Source organism: Lysinibacillus sp. FSL P4-0201 (assembly GCF_038593425.1).
Lineage (GTDB): Bacteria > Bacillota > Bacilli > Bacillales_A > Planococcaceae > Lysinibacillus > Lysinibacillus capsici.
Map to the genome: position 1 here is coordinate 3,029,605 of NZ_CP151995.1, position 24,591 is coordinate 3,054,195.

A 24,591-nucleotide genomic window follows, 5' to 3' on the forward strand; every position below is an offset into this window, starting at 1 on the left:
CGTTCTGTTTTTACAGAACGACTATTTGGAGACCATAATAAACCTATCGATTTTTACCATTCTATTAGCTTTAACAGGCTTTTTCGTGGCAACAGAATTTGCCATTGTAAAAGTACGTTCCTCAAGACTCGATCAGCTGGTTGCAGAAGGCAATAAAAAAGCAGTTGCTGCTAAACATGTTGTTCAACACTTAGATGAATACTTATCAGCGTGTCAATTAGGGATTACTGTAACCGCTCTTGGTATCGGGATGGTTGGTGAAAAAACTTTTGAATTTATGCTTCACCCGCTATTCGAAATAATCGGCATTTCTGATAAATATATGACGATCTTTACAATTGGAACAGCCTTTGCCATTGCTACGTTTTTACATGTAGTGGTCGGCGAATTAGCCCCAAAAACAGCTGCCATTCAAAAAGCTGAATCCATTACACTTCTTTTCGCAAAACCCATTATGTTTTTCTATAAGATCATGTATCCATTTATTTGGTTCTTGAACGGTTCTGCACGCGTGTTAGTTGGCTTATTCGGTATGAAACCTGCTAGCGAACATGAGCTATCTCATACAGAGGAAGAATTGCGATTATTACTGTCTGAAAGCTTTAAGAGTGGTGAAATCAATAAATCTGAGCTCAAATATGTCAATAACGTCTTTGAATTTGATGAACGTATTGCTCGTGAAATCATGGTTCCCCGAACAGAAATTATTGGAATTGAACAAAATGAATCTTTTACAAACATTATTCATTACATCGCTTCTGAAAAATATACGCGTTACCCGATCTATGATGGGGACCGAGATAATATATTAGGTTTCATCAATGCGAAAGAACTACTAACGCAGGGTCTACTTGAACAACTTACAGACGACTCCTTAGTTCTAGAAGATTTCATAAATCCAGTCATTCGCGTAATTGAAACAATGCCCATTCAAGAATTACTTGTACGTATGCAAAAGGAACGAATCCATATGGCTATCCTAATGGATGAATATGGTGGTACATCTGGTCTTGTAACGGTTGAAGATATTTTAGAAGAAATTGTTGGTGAAATTCGAGATGAGTTTGATGATGATGAAATTGCGGATATTCGAAAAATTACAGATCATCACTATTTATTAAATGCAAAAATGCTTGTGGAAGATGTAGAAAATCTATTAAACATTACCCTGGATGCTGAAGAAGTGGAAACATTAGGTGGTTGGTTCTTAACTGTGAATAACGGCATTAAAGCATCAAAAAATATTGAGCTAGGCTCCTATATTTTTAGCATCTATGAGCAACAAGGTCATCAAATTCATTATATCGAGGTTCGTCCTCTTCGAAAAAGTCTACCTCTTAAAACAGAGGTTCAATCGTAACAGTAGGAAACAGTATTCCTTATTCCATTATTAGCCATTTCACTATATAATGAATAGAGAAAAATGATTTTAGTTGCAGGGGGCCATACACATGACATTATTTAAGCTATATCATTCAGATGGTATTCACATTATTACTGATGTAAAAAAACACAAAACAAATATTGAGTTAAAAACAATCACGGGAGAAGTTCTATTTATTATCGTGGTAACAGATGAAAATTACACAGTCTACGATGATCGGTTTGCAGGAGCTTCCAAGCAATTAAATTCAGTTGAAGCTTTCGATATTGATGGGAGTTTTCGTAGTTTAGATTTCGATAATATGCGCTCTCTATTTAAAGAATCTTTTACAAAGCTTTTACAAGAGATTGCTGTGTGTGTCAAAAATAAAGAGGAGCTTGTGGATATCGATACACTCCGCCATAAAGTCAGCGCACAGATTAAAGGCATCCACTTCAGGGTGATCTCGGATACAAAAAAATATGAAATCTAACATCCAACAGACTGTCCATTAGGGGCAGTCTGTTTTAATTTTACGCGACCTTTGCCACTTCCCAAGGTGAAAGAAAAACACGCTTCTTTACTTTCATGTATAATGGAACTTAACAATCTGAAAATAAGGGGTGTTAGGATGAATCGTGAACAATTAATCACACTCGTTTCAGAAAAACTGAAATTAATCCGTACAGAAAAAGCTTTCACACAGGATCAAATGAGTGATTTACTAGGATTATCAAAAAAAACACTTGTCCAAATTGAAAAGGGCCGTATACTAGCTGGCTGGACAACCACTGTTACAGTTTGCACATTGTGTAGAGACAGTACGATTTTACAGCATGAGCTTGGTGGTGATCCATTAGAGGTTGTAGATTTAATCGCAAATAATGGAACATTGCAGCCAAAAGAGAAAACAATGGGTGGATACATATGGTGGAAAAACATTCAGGAGTATGGTGGTTTTCGACTACAGCAAAACGTCATCAGTCAGCATTATCGCATTTTAGACAGCAATAATTTTCGCCTCATTTCAACATTTGATGAACAAATAGCTAAGCAAGCATGGGAAAAACTACAGATATAATTTTTAAGTCAAACAGTAGGAGCATTGCAATTTGCTTCTGCTGTTACGTTTCAAGCATTTCCCTCCTCTCATCACCCATCTTCTCTAGACAAATGAATAAAGCCATAAAAACATCCTTCATATGATAAACATAGTAGTAAGAGAATTGTTTCTTTAAAAATTCTATGAAAAAAGCTAGGAGAAGCTCGAAAAGTCGAAACTTGTAGAATAATTCTCTATACTTAAGGGTAAAGCTGTACTATTAGAAAGGATGCTCGTAAATGAACCGTATACTAGCAATTAGTGACATACATGGAGAATTAGGGCTACTGGAAGAATTATTATTAAAAGCTAACTATGACCCAATGAACGACCAGCTTTTTCTTCTTGGTGATTATATTGATAGAGGGCCCTCTTCTAGTGGTGTGTTAAATTTAGTGAGTGAATTACAGACAAAAGGTGCGCGAGTTTTACTAGGCAATCATGAGGCGATCATGCTCAATGCATGCCGTTCAGGTCTTGCTAAGCCATGGAACCATTGGGTAGGGCTTTGTGGTGGTGAGGCAACGTTAGCAAGCTATGGCTATCAGTTGGCAGACTTTGAGGAAGCCATCCAAAGTAATACTCTGCCTAGCTTTATTAAAACGCTCCCTAAGCTCGAAGAACATTTACAGTTAATCGAGACATTTGAAATATATATTGAGTTAGAGGATGCTATTTTCGTCCACGGTGGCGTTGTGCCAGGTGCTGCAATAGCCGAAACTGACCCCATGCGCTTACTTTGGATTCGTGAGGAATTCCACGCAGGCTATCAAGGGGAAAAAACAGTAATCTTCGGCCATACCCCTACGTATAACCTGCATCATGATCCAACCGATTATCGTGTTTATTTCGGAGAAAATAATATTATTGGCATTGATGGTGGAGCTGTGTTTGGCGGACAGTTACATGCATTCGAGTGGCCTAGCCGCCAAATCATTTCTGCCGATAATAAAAAACCAACAAGTAACGAGTAAACTTGTTGGTTTTTATTTTCGTAATTGTTTTCGCACCACTTTATTTTTTTAGGGCAATTTTTGAAGAATTAATATAACTTAAAAATAACTCCTACTAGCGAGTACACAATAACAGTTGAGAATAGTATAGTCATGTGGAATAGGGAAAAAACAAACATTTTGGTAGCCCATTTCACTTGATCTGTATTACTATGATAACCGTAAATACTCATCACTAGCCAAGCAACACTTAAGATCAATGCCACAAGCATGATGCCTACACTTAGTGAGCCAAATAAAAAGCTTGATAGAATCAATAGTATTAAATAGAAATTGGTTTGATAATACGTTCGACGCATCCCTTTGATAACTGGTAGCATGGGTACACTGGCTGCTTCATAGTCTATACGTTTGCGAATGGCAATAGCATAAAAGTGTGGCATTTGCCAAATGACCATAACAAAAAATAAACCAAGTATCGCTGGGTGTGTAATATCTGTAGATACAGCAGACCAACCTATTAATGGTGGCACCGCACCACTAATACTACCGATTTCTGTATTATATATCGTACGACGCTTTGTCCACATTGTATAAGGGACTACATATAGGAATACGCCTAATAATCCAAATGCCGCTGCTAAAGGTGAAGCAAGTGCCAACACAGCTACGCCAATAATTAACATTACAACAGCTAATGATAACGTCGATTTTGCTGACATTTCGCCTGTTACAGTTGGTCTGCTTTGTGTACGAGGCATAATTGCATCAATATCACGATCATAGACATTATTAAAGGCCCCCGCAGCTCCAATGACAAGGGCGGAACCGATTGTTGAAAAAATAATTTCTGGTATATTGTCTACAAATGTCATTTTATTTTTGTACATGCCTAGCGTTAAACCAGCCCACATAGGTATTAAATTGGATTTGATAATCCCTGTCTTGACGGTTTGCGCTAAAATAGAAGAACGTGATGACTTCCCTCTTGTTTTTTCGGAGGATAGTGGTTTATGCTCCGTTTTCAGATTTTGTTCCATTCAGCTTAATTCCTTTTCTCCATAATTTCTACACGCTTTCATCGATAGAAAGCGACAAAATTTGCATCTAGCACATCAAATTATTATTTTACCCCTTTTAGATCTGTTCTGTCTCTCTTTTCACATAAAGTACATGTTTTTCATCTAACAAAGCACGTTCATTCACAACATCTACTATGATACCACCGACTGACGTGAATTTGAACCTTCTTGCCTCGATTCTTCCAAACACTATTGGAGAAAAATAATTTGAGAATAGGTTATATTACGATAGCCAAAAAAACCGAGACAAATTTTTGCCTCGGATTTCCTTTTATTGAATTTCTTTCTGAAGTTGCTTCGCTAAAAATGCCACTAGATCACGTAGATTATCAGGTGTTACACCATGTCCATCTGGGTATTGTTTAAATGTCACTTTGGCACCAAATTGTTCAAAGATCTCCTTGCTTTCCATTCCCCATTGAGAAGGTATTACATAATCATAATCACCGTGCGAAATAAAAGCATGTAAATGTTCTACAGAACGAATAGCGTATTCCTCCGTCACAAACTTTGGCGTATAGCCACTTAATGCAACAATACCCGTCACTAAATTCCCCATCACAAAGGCAAGTGATTGTGCTAAAACCGCACCTTGGCTAAAGCCTAAAACAAATACTTTATGAGGATCGATTTGATATTCTTCGATGGCCTCTAATATAAATCGTTGCAATGCAATCAACACTTTATCGAAGATTGCACGATCCGGTTGCCCCACCTCTTGAATGGTAAAAAAAGCATAGCCGGGATGTTGCGTAATTGGCCCTCGTAAGCTAAATATATGACATTGCTCTTGAAAATCCTGCACTAATTGTGGTAAATCATCTTCATGGCTGCCCATGCCATGAAGCAAAAAAATAGCAGGGTACTTCTTCGTAGGGTCCATATTTGTTGGTTGTGTATGGTTAAAAGTAAATGGTGTATTCATTTAATCAAATTCCTTTCGCGTGAAGCTTTGTAACAAATTAGTGTAATTTTGTTTTATTAATTAATCCATCTGTATGGTAGGCAATATAGCCATTGACAATTCGTATCGTTTCTTGTGGATCTGCATCAAAGAGTATTTTTGATTGCTCTGGCGTGGATACAAGCACGGTTAATAAATCCATACGCATGGAATGTCCAGCAGAGCTATAGGCATAGTCATAAATAATCGCTTCCTCTGTCATGCCTTCTGTCTCATATTGCTTATGGAATAAATTCTTTGCAGCATCCAATTGCTCTGCCACTTGTTGACGAATTCGCATCTGATGCATTAATAATTCCTCTTCAAGAGCTGATGGCTTTAGCCACTCCTTAGCTTGAAGCATATTTAGAAATTCCTGCTCCCAAGCCTGTTCATTCTCAGTAAAATAAAGCATATTAATCATCAACATGTCCCAAAAGTCCATAGATGTTGCGGCTGATTGTCGCTGCATAGTAATTGTTTCTTTAAAATGCTCTTCCACTTTTGTAATATTCATATTGCGAACTAAATGATTACATACGTTTTCTATAAACTTATTTGCCGCTTCTTGTGCCATAAAAAATCCGTCCTTTATATCTACAAATCATTTTCTTTCTTATCATACCATGATTGTGAAATATGGCAACGAACCCCGCTCACTTGATTTCTCAGTGAAAAGGATGTCTCCATATCCGTTGGAGACATCCCAAAATCTTAGGAGAAAACATAGCTATCCATATTATTTATTGTATTTTGAATGGCCTCTTTCAATGACCGCTGTTGTTCGCCACAAGAAGCTAGCGCATCCTCCAATGTCAGTGCTGCATTCGCCATAAATGGAGCCATTTGCAAATCTTTTGCCAATTGAATAAGTACGAGGGCTCTATTCCATTTCCAACGAGGATTTGTTGGATCTAGCTGTATCGCTTGTTCTAAATAACCGAGCGCATCAAATGGCATCCAACCAAAACGATGCATCGTCTGCCCTGTGATCCCCCAGTAGACAGCCTTATTCGGATTTTGCTTTACTGCTTGCTGAAAGCAGTGAACACTCTCATTGTATTGATGTGCGAATAGGAACAGCTCCCCCTGTGTAAAAAAAGATTGCGCCTTGTCTGCGGGTGTTCCAGTTTTTGCGACTTCCTCCAATTGCTGAATACGCTTCGCAAATGACTCTTCATCTTTTATTGACCGTATATCTGCAACTAGATCTGATTCTGGATAGCTTTCATCAGCGCGTTCCACATGCTGTACTTCGAGATGACCATTTGGCTTTGGATAACGATCATATTCATATTCTTCTAATAGTCGAATATACTTTTGTGCTAGTGCTTTGTCCGCTTCGTTTGTTACCTGCTTCGCTAATTCGTAGCATTTCATTAGTTCACCATTATAAAAATAATCATCCATTGACATTCATCATTCCTCCAGTGTACAACTATTCAGTATTTTTAGTATACACTACAAAAACAAAAGAGACCGTATCTAAATAATTATGATACAGTCTCTTCCTTTTCTATTTATTTAACCGTATTTAAGAACGTTCGTAAATCTTCTTCTTTAAGAGCTCCTACAAAGCGATTTACTTCTTTACCATCTTCGAAACGAATAAATGTTGGTGTTGCTTCAATATTATACTTGTCTGTTAGATCATCGTATTCATAGACATTTAATTGTGCAATATCAACACCTAGCTCTTCTGCAATTGGCATTAACACTGGCGTGAAAGCTTGACAGTGTATACAAATCGGGCTGAAGAAATAAGCATTGACAGGCTCACCAGCTTTTATTTTTTCCTCTAACTTGTCTGGCAACATAATGTTTTGATAGTTTTTGTCATCTACTTGATCGATTGTTTCTTGTTTAAGCTCTTTATCGCCATAAAGTTTTTTTGCGATTTCTAACTTACTTTGATTTGAGACGTTGGTAAGCACAATAATTGCTGCAAATAAAACAACAATCACTGAACCAATAATTAATAATTTTTTCACTAAAGTAGTGACCTCCTTTTTTACACTAAAAGCCCTAGTTTTAGTGCATTCGCGATTGATTATAAATTGTTTTGAAAACCTAGTAAACTAATTCGCCTTTAAATGAAGATATTTCACATTTATAACATAATTTCAAGTATATTTGGGAACATACATAGTGAGAGTTCATGAAAATTTGAATGTGGGGTGATCATGATGAAAAACTCGTTCCAGCATGTTTTTCAAATTTATACAAAAGATATCCGTAATATTGTCACAAACTGGGTCGTAGCTGTCATTATAGGTGGACTAATTTTTCTTCCATCACTTTATGCCTGGCTAAATATTTATGCCTCCATGGACCCTTACGCCCACACCTCTAATATGAAAATCGCGATTGTCAATGAAGATACGGGAACCACAGTAAGAGATGAAGCAATTAATGTCGGGAATGAAGTAATTGAGACTTTACGTACGAATAAAAGCTTTACTTGGAAGCTCGAAACAGAGAAAAAAGCTAAAGAACAATTAAAAAATGGTGATTACTTTGCAGTCATAATCATTCCAAATGATTTTTCGCAAAAACTAACCTCTATTTTAACCGACCAACCAACGAAGGCCCATATTGATTATTATGTAAATGAAAAAAAGAATCCTATTGCCCCTAAAATTACAAGTAAAGGAGCGAGCGTACTTACACAGCAGGTTTCGAATGAATTTGTATCCACCGTCAATGGGACACTTTTTTCTATTTTTAATACAATTGGAATTGAAATGGAACGTGACATCCCTGATTTCCGCAAATTCGAAAATTATGTTTTTACTATCGAACAGCATTTACCTGATATTAATTCATTTTTAACGCAAGCCTCTACTCAAGGAAAGGAGGCAAACCAATTACTTAATCAGGCGCTGACACAAGTTCCACAGGTGGAACAACTAACGACAGATGGTTTAACTACCATTCAAAGGGGTTTACATTTAGTGAATGAAGCAGATGCTTTATTTAATGAACTATCCCCTATCATCAAAAAGGATGTCGCAACTGTTCAAAATATTGCCCAACATTTTACAGAAATCATCAATAAGCTCAATCGTATAAATTTTGACCCTGCCTCCATTACGCAAACAAAAGAGGCACTTAAAAATCAATTGTCAACTTCTAAAGACAACATAAACAAGAGTATTCAAACACTTGAGGCACTGCAAAAATTAATTCAGGCAGATGCTTCTACTCGTAAGCAATTAGAAGACTCTTTAACAACCATTATTGGTTCATTACAGGAAAGTAATGCAGAAGCGAATCAACCAATCATCGAACAGCTTACAGCCATTCGCGAAGCTTTGGAACATCCACCAAACTTCATTGATTCTACGTCAAATGCGCTTAACTCATTACAACAATTACAGACTCTACAAGACGATTTACTAAATAAAGTGGATCAATTAAAGCCAATTGATAAAGATGTTATCAAGCAAGACATTACAGCTATTCAGCAAATCGCACAAAATGCTACAGCTAATTTACAAAAATTCTTATCCTACTATAACGAAAGTCTAGAGCCACAAATTCGATCTACCCTTACCAGTGCGAAACAAACTTTAACTAACGCTTCTACCATGCTCACAAATGTTAAACAATTCATACCTCAGGCAACAGATAAATTGACACAGGCCAAAAACACGCTAGGAACAGCAAATCAAGCTATTCAAAAAATACAAACTGAATTTCCAACTTTAAGTGCTAAAATCAAAGAATTAGCGAATAAGCTACGAACTTTAGAAGAAGAAGCGGATCTAGCAGAGATTGTGCAATTACTAAAAAATGATGTCAACGCCGAACGTGATTTCTTTGAGGAGCCTATTAAATTAAAGGAACATCGCGTATTCCCTATTGCGAACTATGGAACAGCCATGACACCGTTTTACACAGTACTATCTATTTGGGTAGGCTGTTTACTGTTAATTTCATTATTGTCTGTGAATCTCCATGGAGATACATCTTATAGTATTCGAGAAATTTACTTTGGTCGACTCTTAACATTTGCAACTTTCTCGTTTATTCAAACTCTCATTATTACCATTGGAGATATTTTCTTAGTAGACGGCTCCATTCAAGCACCTGCCTACTTTATCTTATTTGGACTTTTTATTAGTCTCGTATTTGTAACGGTTGTCTATACACTCGTATCCGTCTTCGGTAATGTAGGAAAAGCATTAGCGATTGTGATGCTTGTGTTACAAATTGCAGGCTCTGGTGGAACCTATCCAGTCGAGTTATTGCCGAGGTTCTTCCAAATAATCAACCCTTTTTTACCATTTACGTATGCGATTGAAATGATGCGTGAAGCTGTCGGCGGAATTATTTGGTCAACAGTCTGGATGGACCTCATCTTCCTATTAGGTTTCTGGTTCATTTTTATCCTGTTCGGATTCTTCTTAAAAAAATTATTGAGCGAGAAAATGGAACATTTCATGAACAAAACACGTGGATTAGATATATTTCACTGATTTTCAACGAGGCGTCTGTAAATGTTTATGAAAACGATGTTATAATGGAAGTATTGTAAACATGTAGGAGGCGCTATTTTTGAAGAAATCGATTACTATTTTTGTTGTATTGGCGTTACTGTTATTAAGTGCTTGTGGAGAAAATAAAAACAGTGCTGAAACCACTCCTAAAGCAAATGACGCTTCACATGAAGGTCATAACCATGCAGAGGCATCTGGTGATATCCAAGAAGAAACAGCTTCTGCTGACGTCCTACCAACCTTTTTAGAGGGCAAGCAAGAAAATATACGCTTAGTCTATCAAATCGCTGGACAATCAACAGAGATTCTCGAATGGATGCCATGCTATTGCGGCTGTGGGGAATCTGCTGGCCATAAAAGTAATTTAAATTGCTTTATTCAGGAAAAACGTGAGGATGGTTCGATTGTTTGGGATGATCATGGGACGCGTTGTTTAGTGTGCTTAGAGATTGCTGTCCAATCAGCACAACTGCACAAAGAAGGCAAGAGCTTAAAAGAAATTCGTCAGTTCATTGATGACACGTATAAAGAGGGCTATGCAAAACCAACACCAACGGACATGCCTGCATAAAAAAGCAAAGTCGCACATTCGCGACTTTGCTTTTATTGTTTCAGTTGATTTTTCTTTCGTTTACGAAGGATGATATACAGGATAACTGCAATGACAAGGATGAGCCCAACAAATTCTGCAATTAAAACATAGGATATTTCACCTTTTTTAGCTACTTTCCCGTCTTCCTTATCAGCATTTTGATTTATGGCTACAACAAATTGCCCTTCTTTTGTTTCAATCGCAGCTTCTGTCTGTGAATTCGTCTCTTTCAAGTGAGCATAAAAGTTACCTTTTACAGAGGCATTTTCTAATGAATGAATCCATAATAAAGGCTCTTTAAGCTGCCAGAAATTTTTCGTTATGAACACATATTGGCCAATTGCCTCAGGTAAAAACCCTTGTGAGATAAGCTGCTCAGATGTGTGAGGGATTTTTGAGGATTGCTTGGCAAGCCATATTAGCTGTTCCATTTCTCCCATACAAATGACTGTTTTTTCATAGTCATCATCCTAATTAAAAGTTATTTACCCATAACGAATTCCCGATTTTTAATTATAGTATACAACAAATGGAATGGCTAAGTTTTTATATGAGTAATGTCACACATAATCTAGCCCTAAAATAAAAAAGATGCCCAATAAGTGTCTATAGACCCATTAGACATCTACATTTATTCAATCTAACCCAATTTCTTTGTATATATTTCTCTTGAAAGCAAAATTGTTATTACAATGAATGGAATAAACATACCAATTGTTTCAATTTTAATTTGCGTTATTTAACAAGCTTCAAAATGGTTTTAAAATGTTCATGATCTGCACGTTGTAGTAGTTCATACAAGATCATTTCGGTGCTAGTTGGGTAAATACCAAGCGCATGCATCTTTGTAAGCCCAATTTCTTTATTTGCCTTTGTTCGAGAAGATACTGCATCTACAACAACCTCTACTTCAAATCCTTGTTCTTTCAGGTGTCTCGCCGATTGGTACACACAAATATGTGTTTCGATACCTGTCACAATGAATTGAGTACGTCCATTTTCCTTCATCGCCTCTACAAATGCCTCTTCTTGGCACGCACTAAAGGCCATTTTAGGAATCGGTTGCCCTTCTAAATGCTGAGCAATCTCAAGAGCCGTTCCGCCTAAACGACTTGGATTTTGTTCTAGCCATAAAATAGGTACTTCCAGTGCCTGCATTGCTTGTACGAGCTTTGCCACATTTTCAATTACCATTTCACTGTCATCAACAATTGTTGCTAACTTTCCTTGCACATCTACAACTACTAAACAAGCTTTCTCTACTGTAAACATCCTGAACACCTCTTTTTCTTTTCTTTATAATATTATACAAAAACCTGCTTATCTCTCGTTAAGTAATAAGGAGTTTTCTCTAACAATCGATTTTAATAGTTTTGCTTTAGCCTGTAGGTTTCACACTCCCAAGAAGGAAATACTTGTAAATAAAAACACGAACATTATCGTTTTTATGGTAATAAAAAATATTTAATATACGGAAAATATCACTTAATTTCAAAAATAACTTTCTATTTGTTCGTTTTTAATGAAAAATACCTGCTTAAATGTGTACATTTTGTTGCGAGTCTGTCTCCATTCTGCTCAAATATTAAGAATTTTATTTTTTCTCTTGAAAATTAGGTTATAATCCAGTAAAGTTCTGTTATTAACCAAACAAGGAGTGTACCACTTTGACACAACGTGCATACAATTTCAACGCAGGTCCATCTGCTCTACCACAAGAAGTATTAGAAAATGCTCAACAGCAATTAGTAAACTTCCGTGATTCAGGTATGTCCATTATGGAAATGAGTCACCGTAGTGCCATTTTTGATGAAGTACATAACGAAGCCATTACTTTATTAAAAAAACTTTATGCTATTCCTGAAAACTATGAGGTACTATTCTTACAGGGTGGAGCAAGCCTTCAGTTTACAATGGTGCCTATGAACTTCTTAACAACTGAGCAAAAAGCTAGCTATGTATTATCAGGCTCATGGTCTGAGAAAGCTTTTAAGGAAGCTAAATTATTTGGGACACCTGTTGAAGCTGCAAGCACAAAAGAAAACCAATACCGCAATATTCCTGCTTTAGAAGATATTCAATTCAATGAAGATGATGCATATGTTCACATCACATCCAATAATACGATATATGGTACGCAATGGAAAAACTACCCTGATACAGGAAATGTTCCATTAGTGGCAGATATGTCAAGTGACATCCTATCAAAACCAGTTGATATTGAAAAGTTCGGAATCATCTATGCTGGTGCTCAAAAAAACCTTGGTCCTTCAGGTGTAACGGTCGTAATTATTCGCAAAGATTTTCTTGAAAAAGCCAATAAAAATATTCCGACGATGCTAAAGTATACAACACATGCTGATAGTAATTCACTTTATAATACACCTCCAACATTTGGGATTTATATGCTAGGCGAGGTGTTAAAATGGGTTGAAGCTAAAGGCGGCGTAGCAGAAATTGAGAAACATAATGAATTAAAGGCAAAAGTCATTTATGATGCCATTGACAATAGTAATGGTTTCTACAAAGGCCATGCCACACCAGAAAGCCGTTCTTTAATGAACATTACATTCCGTGTTGCAGATGAGGAGCTGGAAAAACTATTCCTTGTAGAGGCAAAGGCAGCAGGTTTTGTTGGGCTAAATGGACATCGTTCTGTAGGTGGTTGTCGTGCTTCCACTTATAATGCAGTGCCCCTTGAGGCATGTGAAGCTTTACGAGATTTCATGGTAGATTTCCAACAAAAACATCAATAAACTTCTATTTAAAAGATGAATCTTTACAGCAATGTAAAGACTCATCTTTTTTTTCGCGCTTGTAGAAGGAAATAAGAAATCTATCCCCATACAATTAGCTTGATTAGATGTTTATAGCAATATCTCAGCTTAGGGCTTTACACATCGCAAAAGTTTTTGAGAAAAATATAGATTTTTAATCTGCCTATCGGACATATCGCCAGCCTCTAGCTATGCACCAAACATAGATTATTACTGTAAGGGTTACCCTTACGAAACTAGAGGAAGGGAGGTCTAGACAATGGAAGATAAAAGATATATGTCACATATGAACTGGCAAGGCTGTAAATGTCCTAAAAAAGAGGAAAAATGCTGTCAACGTAAAGTTGAAAAATGTCATTGCCAAAAAGAGGAAAAATGTCATTGTAAAAAAGAAGAAAAATGTACACCAAGAATGAGCAGCAACTGTAGAGGCTGTATTTGTCACCAATTAAGAAAATTAGAGCTAGCTACTACACTAGATATCTTCTTATCTGGAGGTATTAGCTTCTTAGGTGTGACTTTCATTTCCTTCGATCCAAGAAATTGCTGTGCATACTTCCTTGAGCCAGGTGCAGCAGCTGCTTCTCCTTTAATCGTAGATTGCAATAAAATTGTTGCGATTCGTCGAGTGGCAGTAGCTTAATCCTTTTAGAGGGTAGCCTTCTATAGGCACCCTCTTCTTACATAGAAAAAACTCTGTCAACATTTAATGTGACAGAGTGTCATGCTTACAATCAGGGCACTTACCATATATTTCAAACTTATGATTTTCAATTTCATAATCAGGCAATTTTTCACCTAACATTTCCATTGGACAAAGATTAAGCTCTTTGACGTTACCGCAGTCCATACAGATAAAATGATGGTGATGATGCGCAGATTCACAGTGCATACGGAAATTACGTTCCCCTGATAGCTCTGTTTCTTCTAATATCCCAAGTTTCACAAAAGTAGCAAGGTTACGATAAATAGTATCAAAACTCATTCCCGGAAAATCTTTTTTTAAAACATCCAATAAATCACGGGCTGTTAGATATTTATCTGTTGCTGCAAACATATCTAATATTAACTCCCGTTTATCTGTTTTTTTATAGCCATTTTCCTTTAATATTTCCCACGCTCTTGAAATATTCATTGCGCTACCTCCCCCTGCTTTGCAGCCATTTTAAGTGCTACTTTCTTCCCTAGGATTACAAGTAACAAAATCAGAATAGAAGTGACAACAATCGTGCCTCCTGGCGCTAAATCCATATAAAATGCGCTAATTAGACCAATTAGTACAGCTGTTTCTCCAAAAACAATGGCAAAAATGATGGTTTGTTTAAAGCCCTTTGCCAAGCGCATTGCTGCTGCAACAGGCAATGTCATCAGAGATGATACAAGTAAAATACCAACTATGCGCATACTTGCCGCAATGACAAGTGCTGTCACAATCATAAATAAAAGATGAACCCAACGAGCCGGAAGTCCACTAGCTTTTGCATATTCCTCATCAAAAGACAAAACAAATAATTCTTTAAAAAATAAAAACAAAAAGATAATCACAATGGCAGCAATGCCAATCACTACCCATAAGTCTTGACGAGATACAGCAGAAACCGAGCCGAATAAATAACTCATTAAATCTGTGCTAAAACCACTGGCAAGTGAAATAAAGATGGCGCTAATCCCAATACCACCTGACATGATAATTGGAATGGCAAGCTCCTCATAGTGCTTATACAAACGTCTTAAACGCTCAATCAAGACAGAGCCACTCACAGAGGCTAGTATTCCTAGATAAATAGGATTGAGCATTGCTAAGGCTGTTACTGATTGACTAATGTATAAGCTCCCAGCAATTCCTGCAAGTGTTACATGCGACAAAGCATCCGCAATCAAGGATAGCCTACGTACAACAATAAACACACCCAGCAGGGGCGCAAGTATGCCAATTAATAATCCAGAGAAAAAGGCATTTTGTAAAAATTCATAATGTAAAATTGCTTCAATCATATGCCTACTCCTTCTAATGAATCTTTCTCACGGAATGGCCATACCAAGCGTCTAACGCATCCTGAGAAATATTATCAAATTCATTTTTATAGCCGTGGAAGTGAATCGTTTGATTCAAACATGCCACATGGCTGATACGATTCGATACCGTATCGACATCGTGTGTGACAAGAATCATCGTAATTCCTTGTTCCCGATTTAATTTCGCCAGCATATCATAAAATGACTGCACATTCTCGTGATCAATGCCGACAGTTGGCTCATCTAAAATGAGCAATTTGGGATTACTGACTAAAGCTCTTGCAATAAAAACACGTTGTTGTTGTCCACCAGATAGTTCTCCAATGTTGCGATTCATATAAGCATCCATGCCAACTGCCTTTAAAGCTTCTTGAACTTTGTCTTTGGCATCTCGGCCAGGTCTTTTAAAAAGCCCTAATTTTTTCGTTAATCCACTTTTCACGACCTCTTGCACGGTTGCCGGGAACCCAGAATTAAAGGCATTGGATTTTTGCGAGACATAGCCAATCCATTCACGGTGCTTAAAATTTGCACTTGGTTCACCAAATAATTTTATTTCTCCGGATAAAGGTTTCAGCAAACCTAAAATAATTTTTAATAATGTTGATTTTCCCGAACCATTTGGGCCGAGAAGTGCTAAAAAATCTCCCTCTTCTACACGAAAAGAAATGTTTTTTAAAACTTGCGTATAGTCATATTGAAATGACACATTTTCAATGTCAATAAGTGTTGTTTTCATGCATGATCGCTTCTTTCTAATTCAAAATCATTACGATTTACAAATTGTAAGTATAAAGGAAAGTGCAGTTTTTGTAAAGAAAAAAAGATGGATGCTTTTTCGAATAGCTGATTGCAAGTGTATAAATGATTTCGTGAAAATTAATGAGATAAAGGAGGATTGACTTTGAGTATTCAATTTTTACAGCAATTAGCACAAAGCACGGATAAGGAAATTGTCGCGATTGCTCGTGAAGAAGGCTTTAGCATTACGACTTCTGAAGTAAAAAAACTTCGACCTTATTTGGAGCAATTCTCATTTTCTTGGCTATTTTTAGGGATTCCTAAAGATATTCTTGTTGAAGTGGAGGCCGTTTTAGGAAGAAAGCGCTCTCGTCAACTTATCGCCTTGTTTACAAAATAAAAAAAGCCCGAAATCAGAACTAGCCTGATTTCGGGTTATTTCTGTTAGCCTTTTAAAGCTTCAATATGCTCAGGTTTAAAAGTACCGCTTCGTAACATATCGATTTCCACTTTATACGGAGCTACCTTAGATTTAGCGTCACTCTTGAGAGGGACAAAGGGTGTTTCTAAAATTTTAGGAACATCCATTAATTGTGGATGGTGTACTACATAGTTAAGGGCATCAAAGCCAATATGACCAAAGCCAATATTTTCGTGACGATCCTTACCTGCACCGCGCACATTTTTGGAGTCATTGATATGCAATACTTTAATGCGTTCCACGCCTATAATTTTATCAAATTCGTTTAATACACCATCAAAATCTTCCACGATATTATAGCCAGCATCATGTGTATGACAGGTATCAAAGCATATAGAAAGTCGCTCGTTATTCGTTACACCATCAATAATTTTAGCAAGTTCTTCAAAGGAACGTCCACATTCTGTCCCCTTCCCTGCCATGGTTTCTAATGCAATTTGAACGGGATAGTCCTGAGACAATACCTCATTTAAACCTTCAATAATTTTAGCAATACCAGCATCAGCACCAGCTCCTACATGGGCACCAGGGTGTAAAACAATTTGCGTTGCCTCCAGTGCAGCAGTACGTTCAATTTCCGATTGTAGAAAATCTACACCGAGACGGAATGTTTCTGGTTTTTCCGTATTGCCAATATTAATAATGTAAGGTGCATGTACAACAATATTGGTCATCCCATGCTCTTTCATATGCAGGAGTCCATTCATAATGTTTAAGTCAGCAATGGCTTTGCGACGTGTATTTTGCGGTGCTCCAGTATAAATCATAAATGTATTGGCTCCGTATGACAGTGCCTCTTTACTAGAGCCAAGTAGCATTTCTTTCCCGCTCATCGAAACATGTGAGCCAAGTAACATGGAAAAGCCCCCTTATTTTTTACCGCGTGCCTTTAAGCGACGTTCACGTTTTTTAATTTTTTCCATTTCCCATTTCATATTACGTTTATAGCCAGGTTTTACCTTTTTAGGCTTACGTACCAACGCTTTTGCTTTCACATCAATTTCATTCTCTTGCTTCACACGATTTTTACGGGCATGACGCTCTTTTAACTCTGACCATTCGCCATCTTTTACATCTTTTTGTACAAAAGGAATGCCCATTTTTTCTACGCGAACTACTGCATCCTCATCTGATGGCTCAAATAAAGTAATGGCTGTCCCTTTATTGCCTGCACGCGCTGTTCGACCAACGCGGTGAATAAAGAATTCTAAGTCTTCTGGAATCTCGTAGTTAATAACATGAGAAATGCCTTGGATATCAATACCACGAGCAGCTAAGTCAGTTGCTACAATGTATTGGTAGTCAAGTTCACGGATTTGCTTCATCATTTTTTTACGATCACGTGGACTTAAATCACCGTGAATTTGGCCACAACGGATACCATGTTCATTTAAATAGCCAGCAACGTGTTCTGCTGTCTTACGTGTGTTGGTAAAGATAACAGCTAAAAAGGGATTAATGCCCTCAATGACTTCTAATAAACGTTTATTACGCGATTTTGAGCGCACTGGTACAAGTACAAAATCGATACCTTCTGCCACTGGTCGTTTATCATTCATATGGACATGCACTGGCGCTTCCATATATTTCTTTAAAAATGGCTGAAGTTTTTCTGGTATTGTTGCAGAGAAAACATACATTTCAAGCTTTTCGGGCATCTGTGAAGCAAAGCCATCAATCTCTTCAATGAAGCCCATATCAAAAGCTAGATCCGCTTCATCGACAACTAAAATTGGTGCTGTATGCACAAATAACGCTTGTGCTGAAACAAGGTCACGAATACGTCCTGGTGTTCCAACAACAATTTGTGGCTGTGTTTTTAATTTATCAATGGAGCGTTGTTTGTCCGTACCTCCAATAAATAGTTTTGCTTGAATAGCTGTTCCTTCTATTAATTGATTTAATGCATCAAAAATTTGCTGTGCTAACTCTCGTGTAGGAGAAGTAATAACGGCCTGTACTTCCTGTTTTTCTACATCAATACGTTGAACAATTGGAATTAAAAAACTATGTGTTTTCCCTGTTCCTGTATGTGCCTGTCCAATAGCACTTTTCCCTTTTAATAAAAGCGGAATAATTTCTTTTTGAATTGGTGTCGGTTCTGTAAAGCCAAGATTTGCAATGGCGTCCTGCAAAAATGGCTGAAAATTATAATCAGTATATTTTGACATCATTCGTTCCTCCTAACATCTTTTTCATTGTACCATGATTCGAACTTTAAGGTATATTTACGTCCTATTTCTTACTAGCATAAACATATTTTTAATGTTTTATTATCACCGTAACAAAGCCCTTATCAAAGGTACTTGAAATACGCAGAATATGCAATCAAAAAAGCGCTGTAACAATGTTCGAAAACGCTTGTAATATGTAATTTTTATGTCAATTTATAGGGAACTAATGATTAGCAGATTCCCCACATGTTATGATAGAGCTGTAAGATATTATGGGAGGTTGGTAGATTATGAAAGCAGCAAGATGGTATAAAGCAAAAGACATCCGTGTAGAAAACATTGAAGAACCAGTCATCGCACCTGGAAAAGTAAAAATCAAAGTACATTGGACAGGGATTTGTGGCAGTGATTTACATGAATACGCAGCTGGGCCAATCTTTATTCCAGTGGAGCAACCTCACTATGTAAGTAAAGACATAGCACCTATTGTAATGGGACATGAATTTTCAGGTGAAGTAGTTGAAATTGGCGATGGTGTTACATCTGTTAAAATCGGTGATCCTGTAGTAGTAGAACCAATCCTTGCATGTGGCGAATGTGCTGCCTGTAAAAAAGGTAAATATAATATTTGTAAACATTTAGGTTTTCACGGTCTTTCAGGCGGTGGCGGTGGATTCTCCGAATATACAATGGTAGATGAAAAAATGGTTCACAAAATGCCAGAAGGGCTTTCTTATGAGCAAGGAGCACTTGTTGAACCAGCAGCAGTCGCTTTACATGCCGTGCGTCAAAGTAAATTAAAAGCCGGAGACAAAGCTGCCGTCTTTGGAACAGGACCAATCGGGCTACTTGTCATTGAAGCATTACGTGCAGCGGGCGCATCAGAAATCTATGCTGTAGAGCTTTCAGCAGAGCGTGCCGCAAAAGCTTTAGAACTTGGTGCAACAGCCGTCATTAATCCTAAAGAGGAAGATGCCGTTGCGCGTCTACATGAATTAACAAATGGTGGTGTAGATGTTGCCTTTGAAGTAACGGGCGTTCCTGTGGTATTACAACAAGCTATTGACTCAACAACTTTTGAAGGTGAAACAATCATCGTGTCGATTTGGGAGTCTACAGCTGCTATCCAACCGAACAATATCGTTCTATCAGAGCGAACAGTCAAAGGAATTATTGCCTACCGCGATATTTTCCCAGCCGTAATGGAGCTAATGACCCAAGGTTACTTCCCTGCAGACAAGCTTGTTACGAAACGAATTGCTCTTGATGAGGTGGTAACAGAAGGCTTTGAGGCATTAATGAAGGAACGTAATCATATTAAAATTCTTGTAAATTCTCAAGCATAAAATACGATCAGGTAGAGAACAAAGCATTTCTCTACCTGATTTTATAGTTATTATTCTTGTCTATTATCCATTTTTTTCATGATAGTTAAATTCGCCATTAGAACGTTCACTTTATTTTCTCCAAAGATTCCTAGTGTTCGTTTCTCCGTATTTTCTTCAATAATTTTTTCAATCTCTTCTTCTGAAAGACCGCTTGCTAGGGCAATGCGCTTCACTTGAATGTTTGCAGCCTTCACACTAATATGTGGATCCAGCCCTGAGCCAGAAGCTGTCATTAAATCTGCAGGTATATCTTGGCGTTTTACTGTTGGGTTTGCAAGTAGAAACTTCTTGATATCTGCTTCAATTCGCTTCTTCAATTCTGGATTAGATGGTGCATAGTTAAAAGTTCCAGAAGTCACACCACTATAATTTAACTGACCATTTTTGTCTGGTACCGTATCATCCTCAGTATAAACATTATAATGAATGGCTGAAACACGTCCCCAGAAATATGATGGTGCTGAAAAGGATTGACCGATCAGTTCTGAACCAACAGCTTTACCATTGATTTCTAGTAAACTACCATTTGCTTGATGATGGAGTAATCCTTGAGCTAAAGCAGTCACCGCAAAAGGGTAGATTAGCCCACACAGTATAAACATTGTTATTGTAATCAGAATTGCTTGCTTTAAGTTCATAAATAGTTTTCGCATGTACCTTCCTCCTATAGCCCAAAACTACGGCATAGTGGACCAACTAGTATGTCAATTAACTTAATCCCAATAAAAGGAGCTATAATACCACCTATACCATAGACAAATAAATTTTTATTCAAAAGTTTTGTAGCACTCATTGGTTTATACGTTACACCCTTTATTGCAATTGGAATTAACAAGGGAATAATGACTGCATTAAAAATTAAGGCAGAAATAATCGCACTTGTTGAAGAATTAAGTTTCATTATGTTTAATGCGCTCATCTCAGGTACAGCCACCATCAACATAGCAGGTATGATGGCAAAATATTTTGCTATATCGTTAGCGATACTAAATGTTGTTAAAGCGCCACGTGTCATCAAAAGCTGCTTCCCTATCTCTACAATTTCAATAATTTTAGTTGGATTTGAATCTAAATCAACCATATTAGCTGCTTCTTTTGCTGCATTTGTACCTGAATTCATTGCAAGACCAACATTGGCCTGCGCTAACGCTGGTGCATCATTTGTACCATCACCAGTCATTGCTACTACCTTCCCTTGTGCCTGTTCATCCTTAATGACTTGAATCTTATCCTCAGGTTTGCTTTCTGCGATAAAGCTATCTACTCCAGCTTCCTTTGCAATGGCTGCTGCTGTAAGTGGATTATCTCCCGTACACATAATGGTTTTAATCCCCATTTCACGAAGCTGTTCAAAACGTTCCTTTAGTCCAGCCTTGACAATATCCTTTAGATAAATAACGCCTAAAATTTTATCATTCAGTGCTACGACCAGAGGCGTCCCCCCTACTGTAGATACTTGTTGAACCAGCAACTCTAGATTTGAAGGAATACTGTACCCTGCCTTCAAACTCTCTCTTTTTATCGTATCATAGGCACCTTTTCGAATTTTTGTGCCATCCACCCTATCCAAGCCACTCATTCGTGTTTGTGCAGTAAAGGGAATATGTTTACTTGTCTGGATAATGCTTTTTTCACCGTCCGTATTCACCCCTAATTCGCAAGCAAGCGATAAGATAGATTTTCCCTCAGGTGTATCATCTGTTAGAGAACTAAGCCATGCAGCTTGCATTAACTCTTCCCTGGCAACTCCTTTTACTGGTAGAAACTCAGCTGCCATTCGATTGCCATATGTTATCGTGCCAGTCTTATCTAAGATTAATGTATCCACATCTCCACAGGCTTCCACCGCTCTCCCAGACATTGCGATGACGTTAAATTGTGTTACCCTATCCATACCTGCAATACCAATTGCGGATAATAATCCACCAATCGTTGTAGGAATTAAACAAACTGTAAGTGCTATTAATGTTGCGATAGAAATTGGCACATTCAAATAAATAGTCATTGGATAGAGGGACACTACCACTAACAGAAAGATAATTGTTAAACTTACTAGAAGTGTATTAAGGGCTATTTCATTTGGTGTTTTCTTACGGCTAGCCCCTTCAATTAGCGTAATCATTTTATCCAGAAATGATTCGCCAGGCAATGAAGTAATTTCAATCATCAACCAATCACTCGTAACCGTCGTACCACCCGTAACGGATGAAAAATCGCCACCTCGTTCTTTTACAACAGGGGCAGATTCACCTGTTATTGCCGATTCATCCACAGTAGCAATGCCATCAATGACTTCTCCATCATTTGGAATTACCTCTCCAGCTTGAACTAATACAATATCTCCTTTTTTTAGGTCATGGGCCTGTTTAAGGATTTCCGTACCATCATGAAGCAACACACGAGCCTTTGTCACTGTCTTTGTTTTTTTTAAAGTTTGAACTTGTGCTTTACCTCTTCCTTCTGCAATTGACTCTGCAAAATTAGCAAATAGAATTGTAACAAAAAGTAGGATAGCAACTATTCCATTGTATAATCGAGCATGTTCTTCTACTACACTCCCAAACATATTTGGAAAAAGAACTAATAGCAGCACAAACAAAAATCCTACTTCTACAACAAACATAACAGGATTTTTTAGCATATAAGTGGGACTAAACTTTTTTAAAGCGTCTATCATTGCATTTTTTAGCATCTTACTTGTCAAAAAACTCTTTCTTACTGTTTCCATATGCTCTCTCCTCCATTAAGAATAAAGTTGTAAATGCTCTGTGATTGGACCAAGTGCTAAAGCTGGTAAAAATGTTAATGCACCAATCATTAAAACGATAGCCACTAGTAAAAAAGTAAAAGTAGTATTATCCGTTTTTAATGTTCCTATTGAATCACTGTGCCAAAATTTTTTGGCAAGTAGTGACGCAATCGCAAGTTGAATGATAATGGTTAAATATCGTCCAAAGAACATTGCAAGTCCTGTTGTTACGTTCCAAAATGTGGAGTTATCTGCTAACCCTTCGAACCCTGAGCCGTTGTTGGCAGAGGCTGAAGCAAATTCATATAAAACCTGTGATAATCCGTGAGCACCTGGATTCGTTATTCCTGCTATTCCTGTTGGTGTTACAACTGCTAGTGCTGAAAATAGCAAAATAATAGCCGGATGAATTAAAATGCATAGAGCAATTAATTTCATTTCTTTCTCTTCAATCTTTTTACCTAAAAACTGAGGAGATCGCCCAATCATTAAACAGGCAATAAAAATTGTTAGTAGAACATACATCATCATGTTCATCAGGCCGACCCCTTTACCACCAAACACAACATTTAGCATCATATTAAACATCGGTACTAGACCCCCAAGAGGCGTCAATGTATCGTGCATATTGTTAACAGATCCTGTTGTAAACGCAGTAGTGACAGTGGTAAATAATGCTGATTGTACTACACCAAAACGCATTTCTTTTCCTTCCATGCTCCCTAGCTCCTGTGTTATACCGAGTTCACTTATAATTGGATTACCAGCCTTCTCTGCTATGTACACAGTCACTAATCCGAGTAGAAACAATATACTCATTGCTGCAAAAATAGCTAAACCTTGTTTTCCAAAAATAGTTTTCTTTTTTCTATAAGCAATCATCAAACTAAAGGCAACTACACAAGCGCCCGGCAATAGCATCATCGATAACATCTCCACTATATTTGAGAGAACGGTTGGATTTTCAAAAGGTGTTGTTGAATTGGCTCCGTTAAAGCCCCCACCATTCGTACCTATATGCTTGATCGATTCTAGAGAAGCGACAGGTCCAAGTGCAATATCTTGTAATTTTCCTTCGATCGTTTGTACTGTTTTATTTGCACTTAAGGTTTGTGGTGTCCCTTGAGATACTAAAATAATGGCAACAACGATGGAGATAGGCATTAAAATACGCGTAATAACACGAACAAAATCAATAAAGAAATTCCCAATAGTATCTGTTTTCGCAACAAGGCGACGACAGAACGCCATACAAGCTGCATAACCAGTAGCTGCAGATGTAAACATCATGAAGATAATGACTAGCATCTGTGATAAATAACTGAGTCCAGACTCACCGCTATAATGTTGAAGATTTGTATTGGTTATAAAAGAAATAATCGTGTTAAATGAAAGTGTAGCTTCCATACTGCTAATATTATTTGGATTTAAAAACAGGAATGCTTGAATGCGCAACAAAAAATATCCAATAAAAACCATAACTGCATTTGAAAGTATTAATGAAAGTACATATTCTTTACCATTCATATCTACTTGTTTAATGCCACACAATTTATAAATTACTGCATCAACTTTGTCTAGAATAGGATCAAGCCATGTTTTTTGATGTAATGTTACCCGATATAGATAATGCCCAGTTAAGATAACGAGCGGTAAATAAATAATTAATACTATGGCTATTTGCCACATAGTGCATTACCTCCTAACAGCCTTTAATAATTTTCAGGA

25 protein-coding genes are annotated in these 24,591 nt (G+C 37.3%); 10 read left to right on the forward strand and 15 right to left on the reverse strand.

Annotated features, from left to right (window positions below; all coding sequences use genetic code 11):
• Positions 1-25: 25 nt before the first annotated feature.
• The 4 genes from MKY76_RS15250 to MKY76_RS15265 all read left to right on the forward strand — a co-directional run bounded on the left by MKY76_RS15250 (position 26) and on the right by MKY76_RS15265 (position 3,439).
• Positions 26-1,360, forward strand: coding sequence for a hemolysin family protein (locus tag MKY76_RS15250; protein ID WP_048392236.1), 1,335 nt, complete (start codon positions 26-28; stop codon positions 1,358-1,360).
• A 91-nt stretch (positions 1,361-1,451) separates the two neighbouring features.
• Entirely contained in the window at positions 1,452-1,856 is a 405-nt protein-coding gene (locus MKY76_RS15255; protein ID WP_004227282.1) for a hypothetical protein, read from the forward strand.
• Positions 1,857-1,994: 138 nt separating this feature from the next.
• Complete coding sequence (locus tag MKY76_RS15260; protein WP_009370152.1) at positions 1,995-2,444, forward strand: helix-turn-helix transcriptional regulator; 450 nt, start codon at positions 1,995-1,997, stop codon at positions 2,442-2,444.
• Between the two features lie 260 nt (positions 2,445-2,704).
• Positions 2,705-3,439, forward strand: a complete 735-nt coding sequence (locus MKY76_RS15265) for a metallophosphoesterase (protein WP_342556817.1) — start codon at positions 2,705-2,707, stop codon at positions 3,437-3,439.
• Between the two features lie 68 nt (positions 3,440-3,507).
• On the opposite strand, the gene cyoE is transcribed toward MKY76_RS15265, so the two are convergent.
• The 5 genes from cyoE to MKY76_RS15290 all read right to left on the reverse strand — a co-directional run bounded on the left by cyoE (position 3,508) and on the right by MKY76_RS15290 (position 7,434).
• Complete coding sequence (gene cyoE / locus MKY76_RS15270) at positions 3,508-4,458, reverse strand: heme o synthase (protein WP_257960681.1); 951 nt, start codon at positions 4,456-4,458, stop codon at positions 3,508-3,510.
• Positions 4,459-4,771: 313 nt separating this feature from the next.
• Positions 4,772-5,425: an esterase gene (locus MKY76_RS15275; RefSeq protein ID WP_269898102.1), complete on the reverse strand. Its 654-nt coding sequence runs from the start codon at positions 5,423-5,425 to the stop codon at positions 4,772-4,774.
• A gap of 37 nt (positions 5,426-5,462) precedes the next feature.
• Positions 5,463-6,020 carry a hypothetical protein gene (locus MKY76_RS15280; protein ID WP_066036433.1) on the reverse strand — a complete coding sequence of 186 codons (558 nt, stop codon included), beginning with the start codon at positions 6,018-6,020 and terminating at the stop codon, positions 5,463-5,465.
• A gap of 137 nt (positions 6,021-6,157) precedes the next feature.
• Positions 6,158-6,859: an O-linked GlcNAc transferase gene (locus tag MKY76_RS15285; RefSeq protein WP_103118439.1), complete on the reverse strand. Its 702-nt coding sequence runs from the start codon at positions 6,857-6,859 to the stop codon at positions 6,158-6,160.
• 104 nt (positions 6,860-6,963) lie between these two features.
• Positions 6,964-7,434 (reverse strand): thioredoxin family protein, encoded by a 471-nt coding sequence (locus MKY76_RS15290; protein ID WP_066036434.1) that lies wholly within the window; start codon positions 7,432-7,434, stop codon positions 6,964-6,966.
• Between the two features lie 192 nt (positions 7,435-7,626).
• On the opposite strand from MKY76_RS15290, the gene MKY76_RS15295 reads away from it, so the two are divergent.
• The gene (locus tag MKY76_RS15295) at positions 7,627-9,924 is read left to right on the forward strand and encodes a YhgE/Pip domain-containing protein (protein WP_342556818.1); all 2,298 of its coding nucleotides are present in this window, start codon (positions 7,627-7,629) and stop codon (positions 9,922-9,924) included.
• Positions 9,925-10,003: 79 nt separating this feature from the next.
• On the forward strand, positions 10,004-10,516 hold the full coding sequence (locus tag MKY76_RS15300; RefSeq protein ID WP_315062639.1) for a PCYCGC motif-containing (lipo)protein: 513 nt from the start codon (positions 10,004-10,006) through the stop codon (positions 10,514-10,516).
• 32 nt (positions 10,517-10,548) lie between these two features.
• Here MKY76_RS15300 and MKY76_RS15305 read toward each other — a convergent pair whose 3' ends face one another.
• On the reverse strand, positions 10,549-10,968 hold the full coding sequence (locus tag MKY76_RS15305; RefSeq protein WP_233732086.1) for a hypothetical protein: 420 nt from the start codon (positions 10,966-10,968) through the stop codon (positions 10,549-10,551).
• Positions 10,969-11,272: 304 nt separating this feature from the next.
• Positions 11,273-11,809, reverse strand: coding sequence for a hydrolase (locus tag MKY76_RS15310; RefSeq protein WP_054548538.1), 537 nt, complete (start codon positions 11,807-11,809; stop codon positions 11,273-11,275).
• Between the two features lie 395 nt (positions 11,810-12,204).
• On the opposite strand from MKY76_RS15310, the gene serC reads away from it, so the two are divergent.
• Both serC and MKY76_RS15320 read left to right on the forward strand, forming a co-directional pair.
• Entirely contained in the window at positions 12,205-13,293 is a 1,089-nt protein-coding gene (gene serC, locus MKY76_RS15315) for a 3-phosphoserine/phosphohydroxythreonine transaminase (protein WP_342556819.1), read from the forward strand.
• 280 nt (positions 13,294-13,573) lie between these two features.
• On the forward strand, positions 13,574-13,957 hold the full coding sequence (locus MKY76_RS15320; RefSeq protein WP_048392221.1) for a hypothetical protein: 384 nt from the start codon (positions 13,574-13,576) through the stop codon (positions 13,955-13,957).
• A 63-nt stretch (positions 13,958-14,020) separates the two neighbouring features.
• Here the strand turns inward: MKY76_RS15320 and MKY76_RS15325 are convergent, their stop codons facing one another.
• The 3 genes from MKY76_RS15325 to MKY76_RS15335 are packed head-to-tail and all read right to left on the reverse strand — an operon-like array spanning position 14,021 to position 16,069.
• The gene (locus tag MKY76_RS15325) at positions 14,021-14,449 is read right to left on the reverse strand and encodes a Fur family transcriptional regulator (protein WP_048392220.1); all 429 of its coding nucleotides are present in this window, start codon (positions 14,447-14,449) and stop codon (positions 14,021-14,023) included.
• A complete protein-coding gene (locus MKY76_RS15330; RefSeq protein ID WP_048392219.1) occupies positions 14,446-15,309 on the reverse strand; it encodes a metal ABC transporter permease in 864 nt (287 codons plus the stop codon). The genes MKY76_RS15325 and MKY76_RS15330 overlap by 4 nt, the downstream gene beginning before the upstream one ends.
• Positions 15,310-15,322: 13 nt before the next feature.
• Positions 15,323-16,069: an ABC transporter ATP-binding protein gene (locus MKY76_RS15335; RefSeq protein WP_048392218.1), complete on the reverse strand. Its 747-nt coding sequence runs from the start codon at positions 16,067-16,069 to the stop codon at positions 15,323-15,325.
• 165 nt (positions 16,070-16,234) lie between these two features.
• Between MKY76_RS15335 and MKY76_RS15340 the strand changes: the two genes are divergently transcribed.
• Positions 16,235-16,471 (forward strand): Nif11 family protein, encoded by a 237-nt coding sequence (locus MKY76_RS15340; protein WP_004227236.1) that lies wholly within the window; start codon positions 16,235-16,237, stop codon positions 16,469-16,471.
• Between the two features lie 44 nt (positions 16,472-16,515).
• Here the strand turns inward: MKY76_RS15340 and MKY76_RS15345 are convergent, their stop codons facing one another.
• Together MKY76_RS15345 and MKY76_RS15350 are read right to left on the reverse strand one after the other, a co-directional pair.
• Positions 16,516-17,409, reverse strand: a complete 894-nt coding sequence (locus MKY76_RS15345) for a deoxyribonuclease IV (protein WP_048392217.1) — start codon at positions 17,407-17,409, stop codon at positions 16,516-16,518.
• 12 nt (positions 17,410-17,421) lie between these two features.
• Entirely contained in the window at positions 17,422-18,723 is a 1,302-nt protein-coding gene (locus tag MKY76_RS15350; RefSeq protein WP_036076216.1) for a DEAD/DEAH box helicase, read from the reverse strand.
• Between the two features lie 293 nt (positions 18,724-19,016).
• Between MKY76_RS15350 and MKY76_RS15355 the strand changes: the two genes are divergently transcribed.
• Positions 19,017-20,072 (forward strand): 2,3-butanediol dehydrogenase, encoded by a 1,056-nt coding sequence (locus tag MKY76_RS15355; protein WP_048392215.1) that lies wholly within the window; start codon positions 19,017-19,019, stop codon positions 20,070-20,072.
• Between the two features lie 50 nt (positions 20,073-20,122).
• Here the strand turns inward: MKY76_RS15355 and kdpC are convergent, their stop codons facing one another.
• Genes kdpC through kdpA form a run of 3 tightly spaced genes read right to left on the reverse strand, consistent with a single transcriptional unit; the run spans position 20,123 to position 24,552 of the window.
• Positions 20,123-20,767, reverse strand: a complete 645-nt coding sequence (gene kdpC / locus MKY76_RS15360) for a potassium-transporting ATPase subunit KdpC (protein ID WP_115674097.1) — start codon at positions 20,765-20,767, stop codon at positions 20,123-20,125.
• Positions 20,768-20,778: 11 nt separating this feature from the next.
• Positions 20,779-22,842, reverse strand: a complete 2,064-nt coding sequence (gene kdpB, locus MKY76_RS15365) for a potassium-transporting ATPase subunit KdpB (protein ID WP_257960670.1) — start codon at positions 22,840-22,842, stop codon at positions 20,779-20,781.
• 15 nt (positions 22,843-22,857) lie between these two features.
• Positions 22,858-24,552: a potassium-transporting ATPase subunit KdpA gene (kdpA, locus tag MKY76_RS15370; protein ID WP_257960669.1), complete on the reverse strand. Its 1,695-nt coding sequence runs from the start codon at positions 24,550-24,552 to the stop codon at positions 22,858-22,860.
• Positions 24,553-24,591: the final 39 nt, after the last annotated feature.